The 18957-nt window shown below is 50.9% G+C and carries 17 protein-coding genes and 1 pseudogene; 15 read left to right on the top strand and 3 right to left on the bottom strand.

What is annotated here, in order from left to right:
- Nucleotides 1-59: 59 nt before the first annotated feature.
- On the bottom strand, nt 60-779 hold the full coding sequence (locus tag JIG40_RS19555; protein WP_020329762.1) for a GntR family transcriptional regulator: 720 nt from the start codon (nt 777-779) through the stop codon (nt 60-62).
- Between the two features lie 241 nt (nt 780-1020).
- On the opposite strand from JIG40_RS19555, the gene mngA reads away from it, so the two are divergent.
- The 8 genes from mngA to lhgO all read left to right on the top strand — a co-directional run bounded on the left by mngA (nt 1021) and on the right by lhgO (nt 14533).
- A complete protein-coding gene (gene mngA / locus JIG40_RS19550; RefSeq protein WP_199465902.1) occupies nt 1021-2958 on the top strand; it encodes a PTS 2-O-a-mannosyl-D-glycerate transporter subunit IIABC in 1938 nt (645 codons plus the stop codon).
- A gap of 134 nt (nt 2959-3092) precedes the next feature.
- Complete coding sequence (gene mngB / locus JIG40_RS19545) at nt 3093-5732, top strand: mannosylglycerate hydrolase (RefSeq protein ID WP_199465901.1); 2640 nt, start codon at nt 3093-3095, stop codon at nt 5730-5732.
- Nucleotides 5733-5775: 43 nt separating this feature from the next.
- Nucleotides 5776-6924 (top strand): glycerate kinase, encoded by a 1149-nt coding sequence (locus tag JIG40_RS19540; protein ID WP_199465900.1) that lies wholly within the window; start codon nt 5776-5778, stop codon nt 6922-6924.
- A 1-nt stretch (nt 6925) separates the two neighbouring features.
- The gene (manA, locus tag JIG40_RS19535) at nt 6926-8113 is read left to right on the top strand and encodes a mannose-6-phosphate isomerase, class I (protein WP_199465899.1); all 1188 of its coding nucleotides are present in this window, start codon (nt 6926-6928) and stop codon (nt 8111-8113) included.
- A gap of 193 nt (nt 8114-8306) precedes the next feature.
- Nucleotides 8307-9695 carry a sigma-54 dependent transcriptional regulator gene (locus JIG40_RS19530; protein ID WP_158126045.1) on the top strand — a complete coding sequence of 463 codons (1389 nt, stop codon included), beginning with the start codon at nt 8307-8309 and terminating at the stop codon, nt 9693-9695.
- Nucleotides 9696-10058: 363 nt separating this feature from the next.
- On the top strand, nt 10059-11066 hold the full coding sequence (locus tag JIG40_RS19525) for a TAXI family TRAP transporter solute-binding subunit (protein WP_020329768.1): 1008 nt from the start codon (nt 10059-10061) through the stop codon (nt 11064-11066).
- A 101-nt stretch (nt 11067-11167) separates the two neighbouring features.
- Complete coding sequence (locus JIG40_RS19520) at nt 11168-13288, top strand: TRAP transporter permease (protein ID WP_020329769.1); 2121 nt, start codon at nt 11168-11170, stop codon at nt 13286-13288.
- Nucleotides 13289-13297: 9 nt separating this feature from the next.
- Nucleotides 13298-14533 (top strand): L-2-hydroxyglutarate oxidase, encoded by a 1236-nt coding sequence (gene lhgO, locus JIG40_RS19515; protein ID WP_199465898.1) that lies wholly within the window; start codon nt 13298-13300, stop codon nt 14531-14533.
- 48 nt (nt 14534-14581) lie between these two features.
- Here lhgO and JIG40_RS19510 read toward each other — a convergent pair whose 3' ends face one another.
- The gene (locus JIG40_RS19510) at nt 14582-14986 is read right to left on the bottom strand and encodes a cystatin domain-containing protein (protein WP_044363132.1); all 405 of its coding nucleotides are present in this window, start codon (nt 14984-14986) and stop codon (nt 14582-14584) included.
- 106 nt (nt 14987-15092) lie between these two features.
- Between JIG40_RS19510 and JIG40_RS19505 the strand changes: the two genes are divergently transcribed.
- Nucleotides 15093-15308 carry a DUF3820 family protein gene (locus tag JIG40_RS19505; protein ID WP_020329772.1) on the top strand — a complete coding sequence of 72 codons (216 nt, stop codon included), beginning with the start codon at nt 15093-15095 and terminating at the stop codon, nt 15306-15308.
- Between the two features lie 4 nt (nt 15309-15312).
- Complete coding sequence (gene arfB / locus JIG40_RS19500) at nt 15313-15726, top strand: alternative ribosome rescue aminoacyl-tRNA hydrolase ArfB (RefSeq protein WP_154182730.1); 414 nt, start codon at nt 15313-15315, stop codon at nt 15724-15726.
- Nucleotides 15727-15819: 93 nt separating this feature from the next.
- Here the strand turns inward: arfB and JIG40_RS19495 are convergent, their stop codons facing one another.
- Complete coding sequence (locus tag JIG40_RS19495) at nt 15820-16239, bottom strand: universal stress protein (RefSeq protein ID WP_024374906.1); 420 nt, start codon at nt 16237-16239, stop codon at nt 15820-15822.
- 236 nt (nt 16240-16475) lie between these two features.
- Between JIG40_RS19495 and JIG40_RS19490 the strand changes: the two genes are divergently transcribed.
- The 5 genes and pseudogenes from JIG40_RS19490 to JIG40_RS19470 form a co-directional block, all read left to right on the top strand.
- Nucleotides 16476-16808, top strand: a complete 333-nt coding sequence (locus tag JIG40_RS19490) for a YggL family protein (RefSeq protein ID WP_158148475.1) — start codon at nt 16476-16478, stop codon at nt 16806-16808.
- Between the two features lie 76 nt (nt 16809-16884).
- The gene (locus tag JIG40_RS19485) at nt 16885-17283 is read left to right on the top strand and encodes an SRPBCC family protein (RefSeq protein WP_024374907.1); all 399 of its coding nucleotides are present in this window, start codon (nt 16885-16887) and stop codon (nt 17281-17283) included.
- 35 nt (nt 17284-17318) lie between these two features.
- Entirely contained in the window at nt 17319-17774 is a 456-nt protein-coding gene (locus JIG40_RS19480) for a GNAT family N-acetyltransferase (protein ID WP_158152479.1), read from the top strand.
- Between the two features lie 9 nt (nt 17775-17783).
- On the top strand, nt 17784-18425 hold the full coding sequence (locus tag JIG40_RS19475) for a glutathione S-transferase family protein (protein ID WP_075989779.1): 642 nt from the start codon (nt 17784-17786) through the stop codon (nt 18423-18425).
- Nucleotides 18425-18898: pseudogene (locus JIG40_RS19470) on the top strand (GNAT family N-acetyltransferase); the annotation flags it as partial. The gene JIG40_RS19475 and the pseudogene JIG40_RS19470, both read left to right, overlap by 1 nt.
- Nucleotides 18899-18957 lie beyond the last annotated feature (59 nt).

The following is an 18957-nucleotide window of genomic DNA, read 5'->3' as shown; positions in this document are numbered from 1 at the left end:
CTGTACTTTCCCTAGTCGGTGATTCAAAAAAGCGCAGCACTTTTGGCCGCGCTTATGGATTACCCGCGGTTACGTTTCGCGACTAACGTGAACTTGTATTCGGTTGGGCTGGTGTAGTTACGGCTGTATTCAAATACCGTCGCATTTTCCAGATAGCCAATCGTCCGTTTTTCAATGATAGGAGCGGTTACATCTATTTTTAACAAGTCCGCGATCTCTTTAGGTGGCAGAATGGGAATAATCTCCTGCTCACTGCGATCAATCACCAATCCTTTTTGATTTTCAATGTAGTCATACTTAGAGCCCTGCATCACCTGATAAGTCAGATCGGGAAACAAGTTGGTCGGCATCCAAGTCTCTTCAACGGTGATAGGCGTGTCGTCGATGTAGCGAACTCGTTTGACAAAGTAAACGCGTTCACCTTCTTTAATGTTGAGATGTTCTGCGATATGCAGAGCCGCTCGTTGAATCTCAAAAGCCACAACGTCACTGTGGGTCACTTTGTTGAGGTGTTCCCACTTTTCAGAAAAGCTACTTTGTTGGTAAATGTCGTAATTGACCTTGTTGGCTTTAACGTAAGTACCGCTGCCCTGAACGCTTTCCAGTTCCTCGTTTTCGACCAATAATTTGATTGCCTGACGAACCGTCACTCGGCTGACTGAAAACTCTTCACGTAATTGTGCTTCTGTCGGCAGGGCTTCACCTACCTTATACTCACCCGAACTGATCTTTTTTCTAATGGCATCAGCGATCTGCCGATACATGGGTAATCTGGCCATACTTTCTCTCAGTAACTGTATGCTTAACAGGGATTTTAACGCTGTCTATAGTTATTTGTATGATACGAAAGTGATTCAATATGACAAGTGCACATTGCTGTTCTTGTGATAAATTAAAATACAACTATAATACATATATTAATACAACTGAGATCTTGATCATGGTATTGATGTATTTAAAAGGTATTATTCCATTGTTGTTGGACGGACAACGAATGTAAACGTGACAATGGGACAAATTATGAAACTTACCTCTCTAACCAATCCGTCGCTGATAACATTACAAACGACATTTGAAAGTCGTGACGCAGCGATTCGTGCACTTGCTGAGATGTTGGATCAGCAGGGAAAATTGCACAACAAAGACGAATATCTACAGGCGGTGTTCGCCCGTGAAACCCAAGGGCCGACAGCGCTTGGGGAAGGTTTGGCGGTACCTCATGGTAAAACCGATGCCGTAAAAGAAGCCGCTTTTGCGATAGCGACACTTAACGAAGATCTGAAATGGCAAGGCATAGATGATGAGGAAGATGTCAACCTTATCTTCCTTATCGCGATTCCTAATGCTGAAGCAGGTTCGACCCACATGCATCTGCTGACTGAACTGACCACAACATTGGTGGATGATGAGGTTCGAGAAGCGGCATTAAATGCTACAAATGTAGAACAAATTTTTGAATTGCTTGATAACCAAGCAGAACAGAATACAGAATCAGAGACTCATCAACTCAAAGATGCGCCTACGATTGTCTGTGTAACGGCGTGTCCAGCAGGGATCGCGCATACTTACATGGCTGCGGAGTATCTGGAAAAAGCAGGTAAAAAGCTGGGATATAACGTCTCGGTAGAAAAGCAGGGCGCGAATGGAATTGAAGATCGACTGACCGCAGAGCAATTAAATAAAGCAACAGCCGTCGTGTTTGCTGCGGAAGTGGCGATCAAGGAACTGGAGCGTTTTAATGGTATTCCACGTGTCGAAGTACCTGTGGCGGAGCCGATTAAACATGCAGAACGTATTTTGCAAGAAGCGGTTGAAGTGGGCAAATCAGGCTCAGGTGCGAATCGCACGGTTGCGAATGACCATCAGCCGAAGAAACTGCCATTAAAAACGGAACTCAAACAGGCGCTGTTATCCGGCATTTCTTACGCTGTTCCTCTGATTGTTGCCGGCGGTACCGTATTGGCTGTGGCCGTGCTCCTCGCGCAAATGTTTAATTTGCAGGATCTGTATGCACAAGAAGGCTCGTGGTTGTGGATGTATCGCAAACTGGGAGGCGGCTTGTTGGGGACGTTGATGGTTCCTGTGCTGGCTGCTTACACGGCTTACTCTCTGGCAGATAAACCGGCATTAGGCCCTGGTTTTGCAGCAGGTATCGCAGCGAATCTGATTGGGTCGGGCTTTCTGGGTGGTGTTGTCGGTGGTTTGATTGCCGGTTACGTCATGCGCTGGGTTAAAGAGAATGTACGTTTGAGCCCTGCATTCAACGGCTTCCTGACTTTCTACTTGTATCCGGTGATCGGCACTTTGGTGGCGGGCTCGCTGATGCTGTTTGTGATTGGTAAACCGGTAGCTTGGTTGAACCAAGGGCTGACAGATTGGCTGAATGGTATGTCGGGGACCAATGCATTGCTTCTGGGGGCTGTGATTGGGCTATTTGTCTCATTTGACCTCGGCGGTCCGGTGAATAAAGCCGCTTACGCATTCTGTCTGGGTGCAATGGCTAACGGTGTATATGGCCCTTACGCCATCTTCGGCTCGGTGAAAATGGTGTCGGCGTTTACCGTAACCGCTTCAACCATGTTGGCCCCTAAACTGTTTAAAGACTTTGAAATCGAGACGGGGAAATCCACTTGGCTATTGGGCTTGGCGGGGATCACCGAAGGGGCGATTCCAATGGCAATTGAAGATCCAATCCGCGTCATTGGCTCATTCCTGCTGGGTTCTGTGGTGACGGGTGCCATGGTTGGTGCCGCAGGCATCGGTCTGTCGACGCCAGGAGCGGGCATCTTCTCCATCTTCTTACTTCACGACGCCGGTATTGGCGCGTTTACCGCGGCGGCCATCTGGTTTGGCGCTGCATTGGTCGGAACGGCTATTTCTACCTTGACCTTGGTTGCATGGAGAGCTCATGCAGTAAAAAAGGGCAAGTTTGCCACTGAGGCTGTCACTCAGAACTAATCAGAGCATGGATTCATTCGCTCAATACCACTGTTGGGCGCAGGATTTCTGCGCCCCGAATTCGCTAGAACGAATAAAAAGCAACCACATTTTCACTCATTACTGGCCTCGATGGCTAATTAGGGTAAACCGTTATGACTACATCTCGCGTTCATATCACTCCTCACATGCACTGGGATCGTGAATGGTACTTCACGACCGAAGAGTCACGCATTCTGTTGGTGAACAACATGGAGGAAATCATGACTCGTCTGGAAAACGATCCGGACTACAAATATTACGTGCTTGATGGACAGACCGCTGTACTTGAAGACTACTTCGCGATCAAACCTGAACACAAACAACGAGTGAAAGCTCTGGTGGAGGCAGGCAAACTCATCATTGGCCCGTGGTATTCGCAAACCGACACCATGCAAGTGTCTGGTGAGTCGATTGTACGCAATATGTTGTATGGATTGCGAGATTGTCTGGCATTGGGTGAGCCCATGAAAATTGGCTATCTGCCGGACTCGTTCTCAATGAGTTCTCAACTGCCTGCCATCTATAACGGCTTTGGCATTCAGCGTGCGATGTTCTGGCGCGGCTGTTCTGAACGCCATGGCACAGACAAAACAGAATTTGTGTGGCAGTCAAACGATGGCAGCGAAGTGACGGCGCAAGTACTGCCGCTCGGGTATGCGATTGGTAAATACCTGCCACAAGATGAAGCTGGCCTGCGTGCTCGCTTGGACAAATATTTCCCTGTGCTGGAAAAACCGTCGGTAACCAAAGATATTTTGCTGCCGAATGGCCATGACCAGATGCCGATTCAAAAAGACATTTTTGAAGTGATGACTACACTGCGTGAAATCTACCCGGACAAAACATTCCAAATGAGCCGTTTCGAAGAGGTGTTTGAACGCATTGAAGCTGAACGCGAACAACTGGACACCGTGAAAGGTGAGTTTAACGATGGCAAATACATGCGTGTTCACCGCACGATTTCTTCGACTCGCATGGACATCAAGCTGATCCATGCCCAAGTAGAAAACAAGATCGTCAATATTCTTGAACCGTTGGCGTCGATTGCCTGGACTCTGGGCTTTGAGTATCACCACGGTTTGATTGAGAAGATGTGGAAAGAGAGCATGAAGAACCATGCGCACGATTCAATCGGCTGCTGTTGCTCAGACAAAGTGCACGCGGAGATTCTCAATCGTTACATTCTCGCTGACGATATGGCGACCAATCTGATTAACTTCTATAAGCGCAAGATTGTTGACCACATGCCTGCTCGCGAAGGCTGCGACAAATTGGCGCTGTTTAAGCTGTCTCCATATGCTCGCGATGAAGTGATCAATACCACCATCACCATTCGCGCAGAAGAATTCAATCTGTTCGATGAGCACGGCACGCCCGTTGAATACTTCATTCAGGATCAACGCGTCATTGACCCTGGCAAAATTGACCGCCAGATCGTGCATTACGGAAATTACGATCCGTTCATTGAATATGACATTCAAATCAAACATTCAGTCCCTGCGATGGGCTTTACCACTTTGCATATTCAAGCGCATGAAAAAGGTGTGAAAAAAGTCGCAGAGCAAAAAGACTTTCTGCTTGAGAACGAGTACTACCGCATCCATGTGAACAGCAACGGCACGTTGGATATCTTCGATAAAGAGACCAAGCATACCTACGCGCAAGTACTGCGCATTGAAGATGGTTCCGATGATGGTGATGAGTACGATTATTCTCCATCTCGTCACGAATGGCTGTTGTATTCAGATGAATTTAAAGCTGACGTGAATGTGAAACATGAAGGCTTCCAATCTGTCGCAAGCATCATGCTGCGAATGAATGTGCCGCAGGATTTGAGCGAACGAGAAGCGCGTAGCGGTCAAAATGGTTTCGTGGATGTTGATTGTCAGGTGGTTCTTAAACAAGGCTCGCGCCGCATTGAAGTACGGATGGTGCTGGATAACCAGGCGGATGACCACCGTGTTCGCGTGTTGGTTCCTACTCCGTTTGTGTCTGAAACGGTCGTGGCCGACAACCAGTTTGGTCTGATCACTCGTCCTACCAACGATCCGGAAATGGCCAACTGGGAAGCCGATGGTTGGAAAGAAGCTCCGGTTCCGGTTTATCAACTGATGAACTTTGCTGCGCTGGAAGATGCTCAGGGTGGAATGGCCATTATGAGCAATGGCCTACGTGAATTTGAAGTGATTTCCGCTCAAGGCAATGAACAGCGCGATACCTTTGCATTAACACTAGTGCGTGGTGTTGGTGTGCTGGGTAAAGAGAATTTGTTGCTGCGCCCGGGCCGTCCTTCAGGGATCAAAATTCCAACGCCGGATTCTCAGGTGAGAGGCAAGCTGGTGTGCGAATTTACCCTGTTTGGTTTTGCGGGTAACCACATTGACGCCAATGTGATGGCGGCTGCCCGTGACAATGTGACGCCGATTCAGTGTTACAACAAAATTCCTTACAACGCGATGAAACTTAATGTCGGTGAGCAGAATTTGCCATTGACCCATAGCCTGCTTAGCAAAGATCAACGCGGCGCGGTACTGAGTGTGCTGAAAAAAGCAGAAGATGAAAATGCCTTAATTTTAAGGGTTTACAACCCATCGGAATCCGCCGTGGTTGAAGATGCCGTGCAAATTCATGGTGGTGTGACGTCTTGGCAGGCGGTGAGTTTGGATGAAAAAGCCATTTCGAACGACGTAGATACCGAGTCGTTTGGTGTGCTCAAACCTTGTCAGGTGAAATCTTTCCGTTTCACGTTGTAATTTTCTGCAATGCCCGCTCTTCGGAGCGGGTAAGGATCCTTTCATGAAAATCGTTATCGCGCCTGATTCTTTCAAAGAGTCCTTGTCTGCACTGGCGGTGTGTCAGTGCATTCAACACGGATTCTCTGCCGTCTTTCCGAATGCTGACTATCATCTGATGCCTTTAGCCGATGGAGGAGAAGGAACGGTCGATGTGCTGTTGAAAGCGCTCAATGGCGAGAAAATCGTCTCTCGGGTTGAGGGGCCGCTCGGCGACATCATCGCTGCCGAATGGGCGCTTTTGGATAATGGGCGTACAGCTCTCATTGAAATTGCTGAAGCATCCGGGCTCGATAAAGTGCCTATGCAGCAGCGTAATCCATTGATCTCCTCAACCTACGGTACAGGGCAAATCATTCAGCAGGCACTGGATCTCGGTGTGAAAAAAATCCTCATAGGATTAGGCGGCAGTGCGACCAATGATGCTGGCGCTGGGATCATTCAAGCGCTTGGCGGGGTGCTGCGTAAAGCCAACGGAGAAGTCATCGGCCGAGGCGGGCGGGCGCTTGCTGATGTTGCCGAAATAGACCTGACGGCACTCGATGGTCGCTGCGCTCACGTTGACATGGTGATCGCTTGTGATGTGGCGAACCCTCTGACTGGCCCTGCAGGAGCCAGCCATATCTTTGGTCCGCAGAAAGGTGCAACGCCAGAGGATGTGGCACAACTTGATGAGGCGTTGACTCACTTTGCTGATCTGGCCGCGAAAAAGTGTGGCACTCATTGCGGCAACATGCCCGGCTTTGGGGCCGCTGGCGGTGCACCACTTGGGTTGTCACTGCTGTTTCCCATTGAGATGAAACCGGGCATTGAGATGGTGTTGGATGCCCTTGATGCAGAGAGCGTTCTGAAAAATGCTGACCTGGTTATTACCGGCGAGGGGCAGATGGACAACCAGACTCTGCAAGGCAAAACCCCGTTTGGTATTGCGCAAAGGGCGGCAAACCTAGGCATTCCGGTGATTGGTATTGCGGGTTCTCTGGGGGCTGAGACGGATGCTCTGAATCTCCATTTTGCAGGGGTTTTCGACTCAGTCCGCGCACCGCAATCATTGGAGCAAGTGCTCTCTGAAGCGAGTGAGAACCTACAACGTACCGCACGTAATGTCGCGGCGATGCTGAAACTGGGCACGAATCTGACAGGAGGACATTAAGATGGCACTGTTTAAACTGGATAATGTCATTCAGAACTACGCTTGGGGCAGCAAAAGTGCTCTGACGGAGATGTTTGGAATCGCCAATCCACAGCAGAAACCTCAGGCCGAAATCTGGATGGGTGCACACCCCAATGGTTGTGCCAAGGTGCATGGTACGGGCGAGTCGTTGGCGGATCTTCTGGCGAAGAATGGCAAACGCTATCTGGGGGAGTACACGGCAGCAAGATTTGCCGAACTGCCGTTTTTGCTCAAAGTGTTATCCGCTGAGGCACCGTTGTCGATTCAGGTTCACCCCAATAAGCGCAATGCGGAAATCGGATTTAAACGCGAAAATCAACAAGGAATTGCGCTGAATTCGCCGCAGCGAAACTACAAGGACGCGAATCACAAACCAGAGTTAGTTTACGCGCTCACTTTTTATCGTGCGATGAATGGCTTTCGTCCGATTCCGGACATCATCGAATTATTTGGTCAGATCAGTATTCAAGCGCTAGAACAAGATTTGGCGCGGCTTGAGAGCCAGCCAACTAACGCTGGGTTAAAAGTCTTTTTTACCACGTTAATGACGATGAACGATGAGCGAAAAGCGGAAGTATTGCAGCAACTTAAACAGTCAATGTTGCGTCCGGCTAAAACGTCACAACTGCGTGAAGCTTTGCAGTATATCGAAGAGTTTGAGCAGTTGTTTCCCCATGATATCGGCCTGCTTGCTCCGCTGTTTCTCAATACTGTGGAGCTGGCCCCGGGGGAAGCGATGTTCCTGCATGCAGAAACCCCCCATGCGTATGTACGAGGAACGGCGTTGGAAATTATGGCCAATTCCGACAACGTACTCCGAGCCGGGTTGACGCCTAAACATATCGACGTTGCAGAGTTGATTCGTAACACCAGCTTTAACCCGATGAATCCACAAGAGATCAAACTGGCTCCGGTTCACAAAGATGGCAAACAAAGCTATCCGGTTCCGGTGGATGATTTTGCCTTCGATATTTTAACGGTGACCGATGAAATCCGAGAGCAGTACATCCGCAGCGCAGAGATCCTATTCTGCATTGACGGGCAAGTGAATGTGACGTGCGAAGAACACACGATTGTGCTGTCGGCGGGTGAGTCGGCATTTATCAGCAATGATGCATTACGTTTCAGTTATGCCGGCCAGGGAACACTTGCTCGGGCATACAACTAATCGGTTTGTCTTTTGTGGCTAAATTACGCTCCTAACCCTCGTTAGCCAGGCCCATCTTCGGATGGGCATTTTTTGTTGTAAGTGATGGGTGATTCGCGGCTTTGTATCTGGTAACAAAGAAGTGAGAAGCAGCTCCTTTCTTTGCGGCGCTTTTTTCCTTACCGTATCGCGAGATAGGAAAAGGAAGCATGGCATGAGTAGTCAGGACGCATTACCGATCGCGTTAATTGAAGATGATGACATTGTCCGTCAGGCCACCAGTCAGTGGCTGCAACTGGCGGGCTTTGATGTATGTGTGTTCGCCGACGGGCGAGCCGCGCTGGAAGGATTAAAGGCGCAGCGCTTTGCGACCATCATCAGTGATGTTCGCCTGCCGGATTACGATGGCGTCGAAATGTTGTCTGAGCTGAAAAGCCTGCAGCCGCATACGCCAGTGATCTTGATCACGGGTCATGGCGATGTGGACATGGCGGTTAAAGCGCTGCAAAAAGGCGCGTACGACTTTATTGAAAAGCCGTTTAATCCGGAGCGCCTGTCGAGCACCGTCGCGGATGCGGTGAGTAAGTTTCACAGTGAAGCGCAGTCGCAAGACAGAAGCCATTATCTCTCCACGCTGCAAGGGCTGGAGCAAGTCCTGATCGGGCGCAGCAAAGTGATGACGGCACTGCGTGAGCAAATCGCCAAAGTGGCGGCGATTGACACCAACGTCATCATCTACGGCGAAACGGGTTGTGGTAAAGAGCTGGTGGCGACTTGTCTGCATCAGGAAAGTCCGCGCCGACATTTCAATTTTGTTCCGATTAACTGCGGCGCCATTCCCGAAAGCCTGTTTGAAAGCGAGCTGTTTGGCCACGAAGCGGGCGCGTTTACCGGCGCGGTGAAAAAGCGCATCGGCAAGTTGGAGTTTGCCGACAAAGGAACGCTGTTTCTCGATGAAATCGAGAGTATGCCGCTGTCGATGCAGGTCAAAGTACTGCGGGCGCTGCAAGAGCATGTGGTGGAACGCGTTGGTGGCAACCAGAAAGTGGCGATCGATTTGCGTGTGATTGCGGCTGCCAAAGAAGATCTGTTGGAGCATCCGGAGTTTCGTCAGGACTTGTTCTATCGTCTCAACGTGGCGCAGCTCTATTTGCCGCCACTGCGTGAACGCGACGAAGATGCGTTGTTGCTGTTTGAACACTTCACGTTGCAAGCCAATCCGCAAACCCGCGTCGCCAGCGAAGCGGATCAGCATGCACTGCTCAGCTACGCCTGGCCGGGCAACGTGCGTGAACTGCGCAACGTGGCCATTCGTTTCGCACTGGATGAATCGCTGACAGTCGGGGAAATTTTGGCCAGTCGCCCGAATACCACCACCGAAGAGGCCAGCGCCGGATTGCCGCTGTCGATTCAGTTGCAAACGTTCGAGCGCAAGGTGATTCACGACGCATTAACTCGCCATCGCGGTAGCATCAGCGACACCATGAGAGAGCTGGATCTGCCGCGTCGCACCCTCAATCAGAAAATGCAGAAGTATGGGCTCAATCGCAGCGATTACACCCAGGATGACGAGGAGCCGCGTACCCATTCCAATGGCAAGTAATTTGGGATAGGCAAAATTTTGCTCATTAGGATTCAATGGCATTTATTAACATTGATCACAATTCGTTAATGAGTTGTGATCAAAAACCGCAATAAGCACCGCTTTTTACTCGTCACCATCGGCGAAATTTTGCTTATGCCTAATCGGGCGAATAAGCGGATTTTTGCTCATTTCGTTGACTGACTTTTATTATTTCAAATAAATTCAATCGCTTAGTTTTTGGCATTGTCTTTGCTCTATAGGGATAGACCTAAACAATCGGCTAGGGCAGCGGACATTCGCTTCCAACCAATTTCCGCACTGTCGATAGGAAGGGTTACTCGCTATTTCCGGCGAACAACAATAATGACACGGAGAGTAAAGATGAAACACAAACGCCTGGCCAAAACCCTACTGGCCGCCGCCGCTTCTTTTGGTCTGCTGGCAGGAGCGCACGCTGCTGAAGAACGCAGCTACATTCTGGCGACCGCTTCAACCGGTGGTACTTACTACCCAGTTGGTGTTGCTCTGGCGACACTGAGCAAAGTTAAACTGAGTCCGACTTACCACTTCTCCCTTTCTGCTATCAGCTCTGCGGGGTCGGGCGAAAACGTCAAAATGCTCAACGAGAATGAAGCGCAATTTGCGATTCTGCAAGGCCTGTACGGCGCTTGGGCGTGGGCGGGTGAAGGCCCATACAAAGAGCGTCAGACACAACTACGCTCGGTTTCTATGCTGTGGCAGAACGTCGAACACTTCATTGTACGTTCTGATTTAGCGCCAAACGGCAGCATTGCTGATATGGCGAATATGCAGGGCAAGAAATTCTCAATTGGTTCGAAAAACTCAGGTACAGAGTACTCGGGTCGCCAGATCATGAAAGGTCTGAGCATCGATCCGGACAGCTTCAATCTGGCGTATCTGGGCTACAGCGGCAGTGCCAGTGCGCTGCAAAACGGCACGATTGATGGCATGAACACGCCAGCAGGTGTCCCTGTCGGTGCGGTAACTCAGGCGTTTGCGGCGCTGGGTAACGATATCAAAATCCTGTCGTTCACTGATGAGCAAATCAAACAGGCGAACGGCAACTATGAGCTGTGGACCAAATACGTGATTCCAGCCAACACTTACCCAGGTCTGGATAAGCCAATCACCACCATCGCGCAGCCAAACTTCCTGGCGGTGCGTGATGACATCTCAGAAGAAGATGTGTACCAGCTGACCAAAACCATGTACGAAAACCTGGCGTTCCTGCAAGGCATCCATAAAGCGACCAAAGCCATGGCGATTGAAAAAGCCATCGCTGGCCTGCCTCTGCCACTGCACCCAGGTGCGGCTCGTTACTACAAAGAAGTGGGCATCAACATCCCGGCTCAGTTAATCGCTGAGTAATGCTGCAAGCCGCCTCGACTTGAGGCGGCATTTCTCATTTTCTATGGTTAATTGTGCCCGGTATTTGACGGGCATTAGCTGTAGAGCCGTGGAGTATCAATATGAGTGAACCACTGGATCAAGAACTACAAAAATATGAACTGCCAACCCGCGATGCCTTTCCGTGGGTGACGAAAACCATTGCTGTGCTCGGTGTGCTGCTGTCGCTCGCCCACATCTGGTTTAATACTTTTTCAACGTTGCCGGAGCTGTGGATCTCCGCCACTCACTTTGTCGGTTTTGCGATGATCTGCGCGCTGTGGTACCCGGCCAGCATTCGCTGGCGTGACAGCAAAATTGCGCTCGGCGTTGACGTAATGATTGCCCTGGCAGCGTTAGCGTGCCTGATTTATATCCCTCTGGCGGAAGATGCACTTTATGCGCGCGGCGTGAAATTCGTCACCAGCGACTGGGTGTTTGCCATTATGGCGATTGTGATTGCGATTGAAATGATTCGCCGCACCATGGGCTGGTTCATTCCCATCTTGATTATTGTCTGCCTGAGCTACGTGGTGCTGTGGGGTAAATGGGCAGGGGGCATTTTCCATTTCCCGGGCCTGAGCATGGAAACCCTGCTGTATCGCAGCTTCTATTCTTCTGAGGGGATGTTCGGGTCGATTTCCCGTATCAGCTGGAGTTTTGTCTTCATGTTCATCCTGTTCGGTGCCTTTCTGGTGCGCTCTGGGGTGGGCGATTACATCATTGACGTTTCGCGCGCCGCTGCGGGCAAAGTCATCGGCGGGCCGGGCTTTATCGCCGTGTTGGCTTCCGGCCTGATGGGGTCGGTGTCGGGTTCCAGTGTGGCGAACACCGTATCGACGGGCGTGATCACCATTCCGATGATGAAAAAAGCGGGCTTCCCGTCGCGATTTGCAGCGGGTGTCGAAGCCGCCGCGTCTACTGGAGGGCAATTGATGCCGCCAGTAATGGGCGCCGGGGCATTCATCATGGCGTCTTATACCCAAATTCCGTATGTCGATATTGTCGCGGTGTCGTTTATTCCGGCACTGATCTACTTCTTGTCGGTGGCGTTTTTCGTCCGTATCGAAGCCAAACGCAGCGGCGTACAGAAGATAACCACCAGTGACGAATCGTTCCTCAAAGTGCTGGTGTCGGGCTGGCATAACCTGATCCCGCTGTTTGTGCTGGTTACGCTGCTGGTGCAAGGTTTCACCCCGACTTATGCGGCGGGCTTGTCGATTCTGTCGGTGATTGTTGCGTCATGGTTCTCGAAAGAACACCGCATGGGCATCAAAGAAATCATTGATGCACTGGAGCAGGGCGCGAAGAATATGGCCACTACGGCTGTGTTGCTGGTGGGTATTGGTCTGGTCATTAACGTAATCAGTACCACCGGTATCGGCAACACGTTCTCGCTGATGATTGATAACTGGTCTGGCGGCGATCTGCTGACCATGTTGGTGCTGATCACGCTGGCGTCTTTGGTGCTCGGAATGGGTCTGCCGGTAACGGCAGCGTACATCGTATTGGGCACACTTTCTGCGCCTGCGCTGTACAAACTGATTGCAGAAAGCCAGTTGGTCGACATGATTGCTGCTGGTCAGTTGCCTGAACAGGCCAAAGCTATCTTCATGCTGGCCGCGCCGGATAAACTGGAACTGCTCAATGCGCCGATGGCGCTGGAAAAAGCCAAAGAGTTGGTGGAGTTGGTGCCAGCAGACTTCCTCGATACGCTGCTGCAACAAAGCTTGGGTCTTGAAGCGGTGGGCTTGGCGCTGCTTTCTGCGCACCTCATCATCTTCTGGCTGTCGCAAGACAGTAACGTCACACCACCCGTGTGTCTGACGGCATTTGCTGCGGCAACGATTGCCAAAACACCGCCAATGCGCACAGGCCTGACGGCGTGGAAAATTGCCAAAGGCTTGTATTTGGTGCCGCTGTTGATTGCCTATACCCAATTGATCGACTGGGATCCAATGACCGTTATCACGATTGGCTTTTTCGCCATTGTTGGCACGTACGCCATGATCGGTGCCATTGAAGGCTTTTTGGAAGGCCCGCTCAACTGGCCGATACGCGCACTGCTGGCGGTGATTGGTATCGCGTTGGTGTGGCCAAACATTCCGTTGCTGGTTCGCGTAGTTTGTGTCGCGCTGTTTATTGCGATTTTCATCTACAGTGGCCGACGTCCGAACGTCGCCATGAAAACGGCTTCAGCATGAGGAACGCAAATGAACACCCATTTTGATTATGTGATTGTGGGCGGCGGTATTGTTGGTGTTTCGACGGCCTGGCAACTCAAACAGCAATATCCGGATAAGTCGATTCTGCTGGTGGAGAAAGAGGCAGGCTTCTCCCGCCATCAGACCGGGCACAACAGCGGGGTGATCCACGCGGGCGTCTACTACGCGCCCGGCAGCCTCAAAGCGGATTTTTGCAAACGCGGAGTGGAGCGCACGTTGTCGTTCTGCGCCAAACACGATATTCCGGTGGAGAATTGCGGCAAACTTCTGGTCGCCACCAACGAGGTTGAGTTTGAACGTATGCAGGCGCTGTTTGAGCGTTGCCTGCAAAATGAACTCGATGTGGAACTGCTCGATGCCGCGCAACTGAAACTGGCGGAGCCTAACATCACTGGCCTTGGTGCGATTTACGTCAAAGCGACCAGCATCGTCAACTACCGTTTAGTGACCGAGAAAATGGCGGAAGAGTTCAAAGCATTAGGTGGTGAAGTGTGCCTGAGCACCGAAGTGGTGGGGCTGAATGAAACCGAGCAGGAGATCAGCGTGCAGTGTCGTTATAAAGGCTCGCCGATCACTTTCCACAGCCAGTTTCTGGTGTCGTGCTCTGGCCTGATGGCTGATCGCATGACCAAGATGCTGGGGCTGGCGACGGATTTTCAAATCATCCCGTATCGCGGTGAATACTATCGCCTTGCGCCAAAACACAATCAGGTGGTGAAACACCTGATTTACCCGATACCGGATCCTGAACTGCCGTTTTTGGGCGTGCACTTAACGCGCATGATTGATGGTTCAGTCACGGTGGGCCCGAATGCGGTGCAGGGGTTTAAGCGCGAAGGTTACGGTAAAGTGAACATCAGTGTGCGCGATGTGTGGGAGATGCTCAGTTTCAGTGGCTTCTGGAAAGTGACCGCGAAGAATCTGAAGACCGGTTTGGTGGAGATGAAAAACTCGCTGTGGAAGCCAGGCTATCTGCAACTGGTTCGCAAGTATTGCCCGAGCATTGAATTGGCGGACTTACAACCTTATCCGGCGGGCATTCGCGCTCAGGCGGTGCTGTCGGATGGCACCTTGGTGCATGATTTTCTGTTTGCGGAAAGTCCGCGCAGCCTGCATGTGTGCAACGCGCCATCGCCGGCCGCGACCTCGGCAATGCCGATTGGGGAATACATTTGCCAGAAAATCGCAGCTAAAGCGCCGCCCGCGCACTCTCAGGCCGCGTAAAATTAAAAGGGGCTTTCGCCCCTTTGTCTTGTGTCGCCTCACACGCGTTTAGCCACACAAATCGCCCAGTGTTGCGCCTTGGGTGATGGTGAGCTCACCATCGAGGGTGCGATACACCACCGCGTGCCAAACCTGACCATCTTGCGTATCAAACTCAATAGCATAGTTGGTGCCGTTGACCACCTGCGTTTTCACCGCAAGAATCGATTTCAGCCGCACATTGTTGCCCATCTGAGCCAGCACTGCGTCTACCGCTTGTTCTGCTTCCGGAGAAACTTCGGCATCGTGCCAGCCCCCGGCCAGCTTCTCATTGCTGCACATGGCGCTGGTGGCATTGTCGGTCACCTGCGGTGCTGCGTTTTGGGTCGAATTGCCTTCTGCTGCGGATTGCTGAGCCTGATCGCACCCGGCCAGCAGAATCAGACCGAGGCAAGGGATAACGAACTTTTTCATACGAGACCTTTTGGTTTACACATCATTAGGGGTTAGACTTGCGTCCTTCGCTCCATTACGTTGTACTCCCTCAATATCGGAACAGAGACAAAAGGCCGTCAAGCTTATGTTAGAAAAAGAAAACTTGCTGAAACTGGCTCGGGTGCAGATGCCGTTTGGCAAATACGCCGGACGCGTGCTGATTGACCTGCCGGAAGAGTATCTGTTGTGGTTCGATAAAAAAGGCTTTCCGGAAGGCGAACTGGGGCAACTGCTGCAGTTGTGTCTGGCGCTGAAAATTGAAGGTCTCGACAGTGTGGTCAAGCCACTGAAACGGATGTAGCGGCATGTTGGTCATTTCAAACAACGTCACGCTGGCCGACTGGGAAATCGAAATCAACGCGATTCGTTCGGCGGGCAACGGCGGTCAGAACGTCAATAAAGTCGCCACCGCGATTCATCTGCGCTTTGATATTCAGCGCTCGTCGCTGCCAGCTGTTTACAAAGAACGATTGCTTAAAATTTCCGACAGTCGCATTACATCAGATGGCGTAATCGTGATTAAATCGCAGGAATTTCGCACCCAACTACAAAATAAAGAGGCCGCGCTGGAGCGACTCAAAGAGCTGATCTTGTCCGCGATGGTGGTACAGAAAAAGCGCCGTGCGACCAAACCGACGCTGGGCTCACAACGCCGCCGTATGGATGGCAAATCCAAACGTGGCGAAACCAAGGTATTGAGAAAGAAAGTCGATTATTGAGTGAAGGGAAGAGACGATAACCCCAAGTCGGTTGAGGTTGCTTGGGGTTATCGTTTTTTTTCGCGTGTTGATGACCTGAAGTCAGATCGAGGATCAGATCGGAACCACCAGAATATCGATGGGGGATTTGTTGATCAGATGGCGAGAATAGGAGACTAACTTGCTGACAAAGTCATGGTGGTGACCGCAAATCAGCAGATCAAAACCGTTATCGGCGATGATCATCCCGAGTTTGTCACTCAGATCGCCAGTGCCGACATAGAAATGTTTGATCGGAAAATCGCTGTATTGTTGTAGCGATTTGAGCATTTTGTTTGAACGGTCATTGAGCGGCTTCTGGTTCGGATCGGCCTGAATGTCGATCAGCTCTTTGTAGATCTCGCCAATGGTGCCATCGATATGAATAAATGACACATCCGCGCCCGTTACCTCGGCAAACGACACCGCTTTATCGATGAGCGGTTTGCTGTCGTCTGAGAGTTCGAGCGCGACCAGGATATGTTGGTATTTCATCACTACACTCCTATGCTTAGACACGGTTTGCCAATCACCAGATTGCGCACCATGAGTCGGTTTGCAAACCTCCGCAGAGGGAGTGATCGGGCGATAAAGTCATCATAGAACGCGCGAAAAAAAATTGTGTCGCAGCGGTAACAGATTGAAAAAAATGCTCGATAAAACAGCGATTATCACCACGATAACCGCGACAACGAGCGCATTGCATTTTTGATAGTAACGAGGAAATAACAATGACAACCAACAGAAGCAAACGACTGAGAAAGAAACTTTACGTGGGCGAATTTCAGGTACTGGGCTTCGCGTTTTCGTGCAAGGTGAACACCGATGATGACACGCAATACGACGTGCTGCTCGACAGCTTCATCGATTTCATTGAGAGCCGCAATCTGGTGATGGGCGGCGGCGCGAATCACGAGTCGTTTGATGGGTTTGTGGTTGCCGAAGGCCGCTACGATTCAGCAACGGATGAAGACCGTGCAGCGGTTGAAAAGTGGCTGGGCGAACAGGCGATGTGCTCACAGGTTCAGGTGGAAGCTTTGGTTGACATCAACCACGGCGAGTAAGCACTTTCTTATCTTGCTTTGTGCACTTTTTACCCCTTAGACTGGCGTTAAAATAGTCAGCTCTGAAAGGCGTCGTATGAACGAAGTGCACCACCTCAGTCTTTACATCGACTGCCCTGTGCAGACGGTGTATCAATTTGCGTCTAACCCCGTCAATCTGCCTTTGTGGGCGGCTGGGTTGGCGCAGTCCAACGTGATTCAAGAGGGCAACCTCTGGTTGGTTGAGGCGCCGTTTGGTCGGGTGCGGATTGAATTCGCTCCGGCCAATCCCTTTGGCGTCATGGACCACACGGTCGAACTTGAAGATGGCGAGCGGGTGTATAACCCGATGCGCGTTGTGCCCCATGGCGACGGCTGCGAATTCACCTTCACCCTATTTCGCCGCGATGGCATGAGCGATGAAGCCTTCTTTCGCGATAAAATGGCGGTTATCAACGATCTCAACGCGTTAAAAGAGCGCATGGAAAACCACTGACATTTTCATTTCTTCTATCAGTCAAGGAGCCGACGATGGATTTTAGCCTGCGACAGGCCACCCCAAACGATATGGAATTTTTGCTGACGCTGCGTGATGTCACCATGCGCCATTACCTTGAACAAGTCGGTGCGCCCACGTCGCGCGAGGCCTTTCTTCAGCGAATTCACTACCATTTTGATGACGCCAAAATCGTTCTCATTGATGGCCAACCCGCCGGGCTATTCAAAGCCACCTTCTTACCCGATCGCAATCAATGGTATCTGGTGCAAATTCAGGTACATCCCGATTTTCAGAATGCCCGAATCGGCAGCCGCCTGATTGCCACATTAATAGAGCAAGCCAAAACAGAAGGCGCCAGCGTTGGTTTGAGCGTGCTGAAAAGCAATCCGGCGCAGCACCTGTATGCGCGGCTTGGATTTCAGCGCACTGGCGAGTCTGAATTTGAATACGACATGGAGTGTCCGGCATCACCAAGCGGCCAAAATTAGGGGTTATAAATGAAACTTTATGGACGTGCCACCTCGTTCAATGTGCAGAAAGTAATATGGCTATTGGAAGAGCTTGAGTTGTCTTATGAACACATTGAGCTGGGTGGGCGCTTTGGTGGTTTGGATAGTGCCGACTTTGCGCATCTCAACCCAATGCAAAAAGTGCCTGTGTTGATTGATGAAGAAAAAATAATATGGGAATCACACACGATTTTACGTTATCTCGCAGCTAACTATGGTGAAAGTGCGTGGTACTTGCCAGATCCGTATCAACGTTCTTTGTACGAGCGTTGGATGGATTGGGCGCATCTGACCTTTCAGCCCGCATTTATGGGGACATTCTGGGGTTACTTCCGTATGCCGGAAGCAAAACGCGATCTGCCTAAAATCATGCAAGATTTGCAAAGTTGTCAGTGTTGTCTAGAGCAGGTTGAACGGCAACTCGAAGGCAAAGCTTATCTGATCAGTGAAACGATCTCGTTGGCAGACATCTGCGTGGGTGCAATCTTGTACCGTCTCACCGCTCAGGGGTTGGATATTACTTTGCCTGCAAACGTTGCACGATGGTTTGAGCTCTTGAAAAGTCGCCCAGGGTATCAGAAAGGGATCATGAGTGATTTCAGTGAGTTGAAAGGGCGAGAGGATTTTTGATGGAAGTGACTCCATTCACCGCTGCCGATTATCCGCAATTGATCGACTGGATCGACAGTGACGAACTCAATTATTTGTGGGGCGGGCCGAATTATCAGTTTCCGCTGACGTTTGGACAAATCGAGGCGCATTGCGCGCAGCCACAGGTGCATCCGTTTTTGTTTCACGTTCAGGGTGTCGCTTCGGGGTTTATTGAGTTGTATCAGGTCGATAGCTGGCACGTGCGGTTATGTCGCATTTTTATCGCTCACGCTCAACGTGGCAAAGGGCTGGCCAGCCCGATGATCGAACTGGCCATCGGCGTCGCCGCAGAGCAACTCAATGCCGGTTTGTTGAGCCTTGCCGTGTTTGAACACAACGCGGTGGCTCGTCATTGTTATCAGCAACTGGGGTTTGTTGAAACACAGCGGGAACAAGGTACGCGCTCGTTCAACGGCCACCGCTGGAATTTGGTGCGCATGGAAAAAACGTTACCGCTACAGGACTCACATCACGGTCATCACACCGCTGAAATCACACCACAGGGAGAAAC

It is taken from the genome of Vibrio sp. bablab_jr001, from assembly GCF_016464285.1.
GTDB lineage: Bacteria > Pseudomonadota > Gammaproteobacteria > Enterobacterales > Vibrionaceae > Vibrio > Vibrio fluvialis.
The sequence above is the reverse complement of the archived record's forward strand: the minus strand, read 5'-3'. Positions and strand labels throughout refer to the sequence as shown.

Bases quoted from the DNA above. Each gene is read 5' to 3' on its own strand.
- JIG40_RS19555 (WP_020329762.1), bottom strand. From the start codon at position 779: ATGGCCAGATTACCCATGTATCGGCAGATCGCTGATGCCATTAGAAAA.
- mngA (WP_199465902.1), top strand. From the start codon at position 1,021: ATGAAACTTACCTCTCTAACCAATCCGTCGCTGATAACATTACAAACG.
- mngB (WP_199465901.1), top strand. From the start codon at position 3,093: ATGACTACATCTCGCGTTCATATCACTCCTCACATGCACTGGGATCGT.
- JIG40_RS19540 (WP_199465900.1), top strand. From the start codon at position 5,776: ATGAAAATCGTTATCGCGCCTGATTCTTTCAAAGAGTCCTTGTCTGCA.
- manA (WP_199465899.1), top strand. From the start codon at position 6,926: ATGGCACTGTTTAAACTGGATAATGTCATTCAGAACTACGCTTGGGGC.
- JIG40_RS19530 (WP_158126045.1), top strand. From the start codon at position 8,307: ATGAGTAGTCAGGACGCATTACCGATCGCGTTAATTGAAGATGATGAC.
- JIG40_RS19525 (WP_020329768.1), top strand. From the start codon at position 10,059: ATGAAACACAAACGCCTGGCCAAAACCCTACTGGCCGCCGCCGCTTCT.
- JIG40_RS19520 (WP_020329769.1), top strand. From the start codon at position 11,168: ATGAGTGAACCACTGGATCAAGAACTACAAAAATATGAACTGCCAACC.
- lhgO (WP_199465898.1), top strand. From the start codon at position 13,298: ATGAACACCCATTTTGATTATGTGATTGTGGGCGGCGGTATTGTTGGT.
- JIG40_RS19510 (WP_044363132.1), bottom strand. From the start codon at position 14,986: ATGAAAAAGTTCGTTATCCCTTGCCTCGGTCTGATTCTGCTGGCCGGG.
- JIG40_RS19505 (WP_020329772.1), top strand. From the start codon at position 15,093: ATGTTAGAAAAAGAAAACTTGCTGAAACTGGCTCGGGTGCAGATGCCG.
- arfB (WP_154182730.1), top strand. From the start codon at position 15,313: ATGTTGGTCATTTCAAACAACGTCACGCTGGCCGACTGGGAAATCGAA.
- JIG40_RS19495 (WP_024374906.1), bottom strand. From the start codon at position 16,239: ATGAAATACCAACATATCCTGGTCGCGCTCGAACTCTCAGACGACAGC.
- JIG40_RS19490 (WP_158148475.1), top strand. From the start codon at position 16,476: ATGACAACCAACAGAAGCAAACGACTGAGAAAGAAACTTTACGTGGGC.
- JIG40_RS19485 (WP_024374907.1), top strand. From the start codon at position 16,885: ATGAACGAAGTGCACCACCTCAGTCTTTACATCGACTGCCCTGTGCAG.
- JIG40_RS19480 (WP_158152479.1), top strand. From the start codon at position 17,319: ATGGATTTTAGCCTGCGACAGGCCACCCCAAACGATATGGAATTTTTG.
- JIG40_RS19475 (WP_075989779.1), top strand. From the start codon at position 17,784: ATGAAACTTTATGGACGTGCCACCTCGTTCAATGTGCAGAAAGTAATA.